A 7,650-nucleotide genomic window follows, 5' to 3' on the forward strand; every position below is an offset into this window, starting at 1 on the left:
AGAGTATAATGGATAAAAAAATAGGATTTATAGGTTGTGGAAATATGGCAAAAGCTATGATTGAAGGAATAATAGCTTCAGAATTAGTAAGTGCAAAAAATATAATAGTAAGTGATGCCTACTTAAAAGGACTAGAAGATAGTCGTGAAAAATATGGATTTAATATAACTCAAGATAATAAAGAAGTAGCATCAAATAGTGATGTAATTTTTCTTGCAGTAAAGCCAAATATGTATGAATCAGTAATAAAAGAAATATCAGAATCTACAAGAAATGATTCAATAATAGTTAGCATAGCACCTGGAAAAACTTTAGCAAAAATAGAAGAAGCTTTTGGTAAAAATATAAAAGTTTTAAGAACTATGCCAAATACACCAGCACTTGTAGGAGCAGGGGTTACAGCTATATGCCCTAACAAGAATATAACTAAAGATGAGTTTGAAATGCTAAAATCTATTATAGGAACTTTCAGTTTAGTTGAAGAAATAGAAGAAAAGCTTTTTGATGCAGTAGTTTCTGTAAGTGGGTCATCCCCAGCATATGTATTTATGTTTATAGAAGCAATGGCAGATGCTGCGGTTATGCAGGGAATGCCAAGAGATAAAGCTTATAGATTTGCAGCACAGTCTGTTATGGGAAGTGCTAAAATGATATTAGAAACTCAAAAACACCCGGGAGAACTAAAAGATATGGTATGCTCTCCAGGTGGAACAACTATAGAGGCCGTTGCTGTACTAGAGGAAAAAGGATTTAGAACCTCAGTAATCGAAGCTATGAGAGCATGTGGCGAGAAATCATCTAGAATGTAATTTAATAAACTATTTAAGGGAGATAATGAATGAATGATATGATAGATATAGGCTTAATCGTGAATAAGCTTAGAAAAGAAAAAAAAATCACATTAAAAGAATTGAGTGAAAAATCAGGTTTATCTACAGGTTTTCTGTCACAGTTTGAGCGAGGAATGACTACAATTGCAGTAGACTCACTTATGATAATTGCAAAGATTTTAGATGTAGATTTAGATGTATTTTTTGAAAAAAAAACAACAAACACAAATAACGAAAGTCTTATAAGAAGCTACGATAGGGAAGTATCCTCAGTTAATTCTAAGTATATTCAGTTTAATCTAGTGAGGGATTTAGTAAAAGCCGAATTTTTGCCTAGAATATATGAAATTCTACCATCAAAATATGATTCAAAAGCTACTGAAAATTATGTCCATGAAGGTGTAGAATTTATATTTGTACTTGAAGGAGTACTTACTATGCATGTGAAAAATAAGGATTTTGAAATGTATCCAGAAGATAGTATATATTTGGATTCCAAAACACCACATAATTGGGAAAATAATACAAACAAGGTAGTTAGAATACTCACAGTAAACTATCCAAACCCATATCTTAATTCCAAAAAAAACTTTTAAAAATAGCTGCCTAGCTCTATGTAAGCTAGGCAACCATAAAAAACATATCCAAAATATCTACCAAAAATTTGGAGCAACTGATAGAAGTAGTTACAAGGGGATATATATTAAAGGGGCTTCAAAGGTCGTTCATACTACATCTTGGATTCCTTAATTATGTCAATAAACCCTTCGCCATAATTTTCATACTTCTTATCACCTACGCCCTTTATTTCTAAGAAGGACTCTTTATTCACTGGCAGATAGGCCGCCATTTCTTTTAACGCTATATCGTGAAATATAACATATGGAGGTAGCCCTTTTTCTTGGGCTATCTTGTATCTATATTGCTTTAGCTTTTCAAATAGCTCTATATCAAAGTCTATATTTCCACCTTTTATAGATTTACTAGCTTTCTCTTTTTCATCTTTCTTTTGTAATAAATGTTTTTTATGATGGAGCTTAGTTTTTCCGCTCAGTACATCTGCAGATTTGCTGGTTAATTTTAGCACTGGGTATTTATCATGAGTCATATGAATATATCCACTTGATACCAGTGTCATGATTATCTCGCTGATAGCACTATCACTGTACTCCTTCATTATTCCATAGGTGGATACATTATCTAATCTAGCCTCTAATACTTTTTTATTCTTTGACCCCCTAAGTACCTGTATCACCATGTTGGCTCCATATCTTTGACTTACCCTATATATGCAAGAAAGTATTTTCTGAGCTTCTAAAGTAATATCCATCATTTCCGAGCTATCTATACAGTTACTGCAGTTTTTGCATTTATCATTTGCAAAGTCCTCATCAAAATAATTTAGTATTTGATTTCTAAGACAGTCATTTGTATTGCAGTAATTAACTAGGTACTGCAAATTTTTGTACAGTATCTCTTGCCTTTTAGGGTCTATATCGTTGTTTTGAATCATGAGCTTTTGCTTTACTATATCTGAAGCAGAATAAAGTAAAATACAATCGCTTTTTTCTCCATCACGGCCTGCTCTTCCTGCCTCTTGGTAATAGGCTTCCATATTTTTCGGCATGTTGTAGTGGATTACAAATCTAACATCTGGCTTATCTATTCCCATACCAAAAGCATTGGTTGCAACTATAATCCTTTTATTCCCAAGTATAAAATCATCTTGATTCTTTTGGCGTTCCTCTGAGTTCATTCCCCCATGATATCCCACTGCCGAAAATCCCTTGTCACTTAAAACCTTAACCAGTGACTCAACTGACTTTCGAGTCGAGCAGTAAACTATCCCAGACTCAGTTTTAAAATTTTCATTTAGATACTCAATTAAAAATTTGGATTTATTGCTAACTTTTAGCACCTGATAATAGAGATTTGGTCTATCAAAACCAGTAGTGACCTCTATAGGATTTCTCAGCCCTATAAGGCGATTAATTTCCTTAATGATTTCTTTGGTTGCAGTCGCCGTAAATGCTGCTACTGCTGGTCTTTGCTTTAAGGAATTAATAAATCTAGGAATCTCAAGATAGCTAGGCCTAAAATCATGCCCCCACTGACTGATACAGTGAGCCTCATCTACTGCCACAAGAGATATCCTTATATCCTTAACCAGATTTATAAAAGAGTCAGTATTTAATCTTTCAGGCGCAACATAAACTATCTTGTAGCTATTACCTCGTATACCCTCTAATATCTGCAAAAACTCATCGTTATCAAGAGTGCTATTTATAAATGCCGCATTTATCCCTAGTTCATTTAATGAATCCACTTGATCCTTCATAAGAGATATAAGCGGAGATATAACTATAGTAATTCCATCAAGTGCTATAGCCGGAAGCTGATAGCAGATAGATTTTCCTCCACCAGTTGGCATAATTCCTAGAGCATCTCTTCCTTTTATTATACTTTCTATCAATTTGTCTTGACCATTTCTAAACTCGTCATAGCCAAAATAGGTTTTTAAAATATTTTGTAAGTCCATATCCTTACCTCACTTTTTAGCTCTACTAAAAGATATGTTACTTGAATGTATCTTTTTTCATCTTCTTCTACAGCTATAAAGTCTTTTGTACAAGACTTTTGTGTGCTATTTTTCGCTTTAGTCTTTTATATAAGACTTTTTTCATGGAATTGTTTATAACTTCAATATATCGGATTCAAACTGTTTTTTGAAACTAATTTAACTTCTATCGAAAACCCTTCCTCATATAAAATAGCTTTTATTTATGATAAGGCTCCCCCTTAATTATCCTAAATCCCCTATACACCTGCTCCAGCAGTATCACCTTCATCAGCTGGTGTGGAAATGTCATCTTTGAAAATGAGAGCTTGTAGTCTGCTCTTTTCATTACGCTGTCGCTCAGTCCAAGGGAGCCTCCTATTACGAAGGTGATGTGGCTTTTTCCTGATATTGCAAGGTCTTGCATCTTAGCAGCCAGTTCTTCTGATGATATCATCTTTCCTTCTATGGCTAGTGCTATGAGATATGTATTTTCTTTGACGTGGGCTAGTATCTTTTCCCCTTCTTTGTCCTTTATCATCTGCATTTCTTTGTCACTTAGAGTCTCTGGGGCCTTTTCGTCACTTACTTCAACTTGCTCTAGGTTGCAGTATTTTGAAAGCCTTTTTGCAAATTCATCTATACCAAGCTTTATATATTTTTCTTTTATTTTTCCCACTGTTATTACCTTTATATTCATTCCTTGATCACCTCTTTACTCTCGACTATCTCTACAAATTTTCTTGATGCTACTGATAGGGATACGCTCTTTAGATAGCAAAACCCTATGCTTCTATTTGGTATTTCTTCTTTTAGTTTTATTTCATAGAGTGAGCCGTCCTTCATATAGTCATGGGAGAATTCTCTGATTACGCATGCTATCCCTAGGTTTATTTTTGCAAACTCCAAAAGTAGGTCATGGGAGCCCAGCTCTATCTCTGGGGTTATCTTCACCCCATTTTCCAAAAAGTATTTTTCTATATATTTTCTTGTGTTTGATTTTCCCTCTAAGAGTATGAGCGGTAGACTTGAAAGGTTTAGTATGTCTATAGGGTTCTTTGCAAGATCTTTGTACTGCTCTCCACATACGAATATGTCCTGCACTGTAAGGCATGGCTTTGACTCTATGGCAGAGTCATCTATCGGAAGGTTGCATATTGCAATGTCTATCTCCCCGGATTTTAGCATATCACAAAGCTCTAGAGTGGTTCTATTGATTATCTTGAGCTTTATATTTGGATATTTCCTATGAAACATCTCAAGATAAGGCATGAGAAAATACCTTGAAATGGTATCTCCTACTCCAATCTTTAACTCTCCTATCATCATCCCTTTTGTTTCTTTGAGCTTTTTTTCTCCTGTGCCAATAAGATTCATGGCGGAGTTTATATATTCAAAGAGGAGCTCTCCTTCGTTTGTAAGGGCTACACCTTTTGGCATCCTAGTAAACAGCCTTACCTGCAGCTCTCTTTCAAGCTGCATGATGGACTGGCTCACTGCTGGCTGGGTCATATAGAGTTCTTTGGCGGCTTTTGAAAAGCTACCACATTTTGCTACTTCACAAAATACTTTGTATAAGTCTAGCTTAATCGCCATATAATCATTCCTTATATATGATATATTGTATATTTATTTCACTTATATCATAAAAATAGTGTATAGTACAGATGTATGGAAAAAAATATTTAAAAGTTTGATTATAAGGAGATGTATGATGGAAAGAATAATAGGAACTGTTACTAGAGGACTTCGTACACCTATCATAAATGAAGGCGACAATATAACTGATATAGTAGTAGATACAGTAATGAGAGCAGCTGAAATAGAAAAGTTCAATATAAATGATAAAGATATAGTTGCAATCACTGAATCTGTAGTTGCTAGAGCTCAAGGAAACTATGCAAGCATAGACGCAATAAAAAAGGATGTAAAGACTAAGTTTGAAGATGATACTATAGGAGTAATATTCCCTATACTTAGCCGTAATCGTTTTGCTATATGTCTTAGAGGTATCGCCAAAGGAGCTAAAAAAATCGTACTAATGCTGAGCTATCCATCTGATGAGGTTGGAAACCACCTTGTAGATATCGACCTTCTTGATGAAAAAGGGGTAGACCCTTGGAGCGACGTACTTACAGAGGCAGATTTTAGAGAGCATTTTGGATATATCAACCATACTTTCACAGGTGTTGACTATATAGACTACTACAAGTCACTTGTAGAAGGATATGGGGTAGAGTGCGAGGTTATATTCTCAAACAATCCTAAAACTATATTAAAATATACTAGAAGCGTTCTTACTTGCGATATTCACACTAGATTTAGAACTAAGAGAATACTTAAAGCAAATGGAGCTACTAAGGTATATGGACTTGATGATATACTTTCAACTTCTATAGATGGAAATGGATACAATGAGGATTATGGCCTTCTTGGTTCAAACAAATCTACAGAGCAGAGCGTAAAGCTGTTTCCTAGAGATTCTAAAGAAGTAGTTGATAAGATACAGGAAAGGCTTAAAGAGCTAACTGGAAAGACAGTAGAAGTAATGATATACGGAGATGGAGCTTTCAAAGACCCTGTAGGAAAGATATGGGAGCTTGCTGATCCTGTAGTATCTCCTGGGTATACAGCTGGACTTGAAGGTACTCCAAATGAAGTAAAGATAAAATATCTAGCAGACAATGATTTTGCTCATCTTAAAGGTGAAGAGCTAAAGGCTGCAATACATGAATATATCAAAAACAAAAAAGCTGACCTTACTGGAGAGATGGCGGCTCAAGGTACTACTCCTAGAAGACTGACTGACCTTATAGGTTCACTTTGCGACCTTACATCAGGAAGCGGAGACAAGGGAACTCCTGTAGTATATATCCAAGGATATTTTGACAACTATACTATATAAGAGATTCAGGTCAGCAATTACCTAGTAATAAAGGTAAATCAAACCTTTTTCAGTTATTTGCAGGACTTTTTATCAATATTAATTCTATAAAAAAGGATGTGGTAAATTCACATCCTTTTTTTGATAGATTTTTTATTAAATTTGTTTAACCACACCATCAATAAAAAGTTTGACAAGGTCTGGATCAAATCTTGTTCCTGACTCTTCTTTTATCTTCTCTATAGCTTCTTCCTTTGAGAGCGCCTTCTGATACGGTATTTCTGCCACAAGCTCTTCATAGGCTTCAGCAATTGCTAAAATTCTGGATTCTAGTGGAATCTTTAATTCTTTTAGTCCATCTGGATATCCGCTTCCATCCCAGTTTTCATGATGACGGAGTATAATCTCGGCTATAGGCATATATTTTTTTGATGATTTCAAAATCTGATATCCTGCTTCAGAGTGTTTTTTGTATTCTGAAAATTCCTCTTCGGTCAATGGCTCTTCTTTATTGAGAAGATTTCTATCTACAAAGTATTTTCCTATATCATGATAATATCCTGCAACCTGAAGCTTTTCAACTCTTTCTTCATCGAATTCAAGTTCATTTGCAAATAGCCCTAAAATTCTTCTTATTTTCTCACTATGCTCTTTTTCCCAAGCAACTTCATTTGATAGCATGTCATATATTTTTTCCACCATCGTGTCTCTATATTCATTGCTTTGATTTGCCTTGTTTTTGTACATATTTTCATCTGCTTTTTTAATTATATCCTCTATATTTTGCTCTTCCCTAATCTTTGTTTCATACCCTAGTGAAACTGAAATGTCCAGTGAATCCACTTTTTGTTTTTTGAACTCTTCATTTACCCTCTTTATGAAAGCCTTAGCTTCATCTGTTCCTGTATTTGGCATTAGAAGGGTAAATTCGTCTCCCCCCATTCTGGCAAAGACATCATTTTTTCTAGATTCTTTAATCACTACATTTGCCACCTTTTGAATCAGTTCATCACCTGATTTATGACCCAGCAAATCATTAAATATCTTTAGTCCGTTTACATCAATCATAACTATTGTTAAAGGAAGGTTTCTTAGATTATCAAGCCTTTGCAGCTCTTCCTCAAAAAATCTTCTATTGTAAGCACCTGTAAGCTGGTCATGAAAGCTAAGATAAAGTATATCCTCTTCTTTTTTCTTCCTATCTGTAATATCTGTAATAAAATTAAGGGAGGCTGGTCTATTGTTCCAAGCTATCTTTATTCCCTTTGACTCCACCCATACTATTTCTCCTCGTATAATATGTTTAGACCCAGTTTTTATGGTCTAAGCATATTTATTTTTTTCTTTAACTTACCAATTTTTAATTGAGATATCCTAAT

At 34.5% G+C, this 7,650-nt stretch carries 7 protein-coding genes; 3 read left to right on the top strand and 4 right to left on the bottom strand.

What is annotated here, in order from left to right; translation table 11 throughout:
• The first annotated feature begins 8 nt into the window (after nt 1-8).
• Both proC and J2Z35_RS12130 read left to right on the top strand, forming a co-directional pair.
• Nucleotides 9-809 carry a pyrroline-5-carboxylate reductase gene (gene proC, locus J2Z35_RS12125; protein WP_209661655.1) on the top strand — a complete coding sequence of 267 codons (801 nt, stop codon included), beginning with the start codon at nt 9-11 and terminating at the stop codon, nt 807-809.
• A gap of 29 nt (nt 810-838) precedes the next feature.
• On the top strand, nt 839-1,426 hold the full coding sequence (locus J2Z35_RS12130) for a helix-turn-helix domain-containing protein (RefSeq protein WP_245330890.1): 588 nt from the start codon (nt 839-841) through the stop codon (nt 1,424-1,426).
• 134 nt (nt 1,427-1,560) lie between these two features.
• Here J2Z35_RS12130 and recQ read toward each other — a convergent pair whose 3' ends face one another.
• The 3 genes from recQ to J2Z35_RS12145 all read right to left on the bottom strand — a co-directional run bounded on the left by recQ (nt 1,561) and on the right by J2Z35_RS12145 (nt 4,983).
• Nucleotides 1,561-3,369, bottom strand: coding sequence for a DNA helicase RecQ (recQ, locus tag J2Z35_RS12135; protein ID WP_209661656.1), 1,809 nt, complete (start codon nt 3,367-3,369; stop codon nt 1,561-1,563).
• A gap of 238 nt (nt 3,370-3,607) precedes the next feature.
• Nucleotides 3,608-4,087, bottom strand: a complete 480-nt coding sequence (gene rlmH / locus J2Z35_RS12140; RefSeq protein WP_209661657.1) for a 23S rRNA (pseudouridine(1915)-N(3))-methyltransferase RlmH — start codon at nt 4,085-4,087, stop codon at nt 3,608-3,610.
• Nucleotides 4,084-4,983, bottom strand: coding sequence for a LysR family transcriptional regulator (locus J2Z35_RS12145; protein ID WP_209661658.1), 900 nt, complete (start codon nt 4,981-4,983; stop codon nt 4,084-4,086). Before J2Z35_RS12145 ends, rlmH begins: the two co-directional genes overlap by 4 nt.
• Nucleotides 4,984-5,101: 118 nt before the next feature.
• On the opposite strand from J2Z35_RS12145, the gene J2Z35_RS12150 reads away from it, so the two are divergent.
• A complete protein-coding gene (locus J2Z35_RS12150; protein ID WP_209661659.1) occupies nt 5,102-6,292 on the top strand; it encodes a coenzyme F420-0:L-glutamate ligase in 1,191 nt (396 codons plus the stop codon).
• 135 nt (nt 6,293-6,427) lie between these two features.
• On the opposite strand, the gene J2Z35_RS14905 is transcribed toward J2Z35_RS12150, so the two are convergent.
• Nucleotides 6,428-7,546, bottom strand: coding sequence for an HD-GYP domain-containing protein (locus J2Z35_RS14905; protein WP_209661660.1), 1,119 nt, complete (start codon nt 7,544-7,546; stop codon nt 6,428-6,430).
• Nucleotides 7,547-7,650 lie beyond the last annotated feature (104 nt).

The organism is Acetoanaerobium pronyense (genome assembly GCF_017874355.1).
Lineage (GTDB): Bacteria > Bacillota > Clostridia > Peptostreptococcales > Filifactoraceae > Acetoanaerobium > Acetoanaerobium pronyense.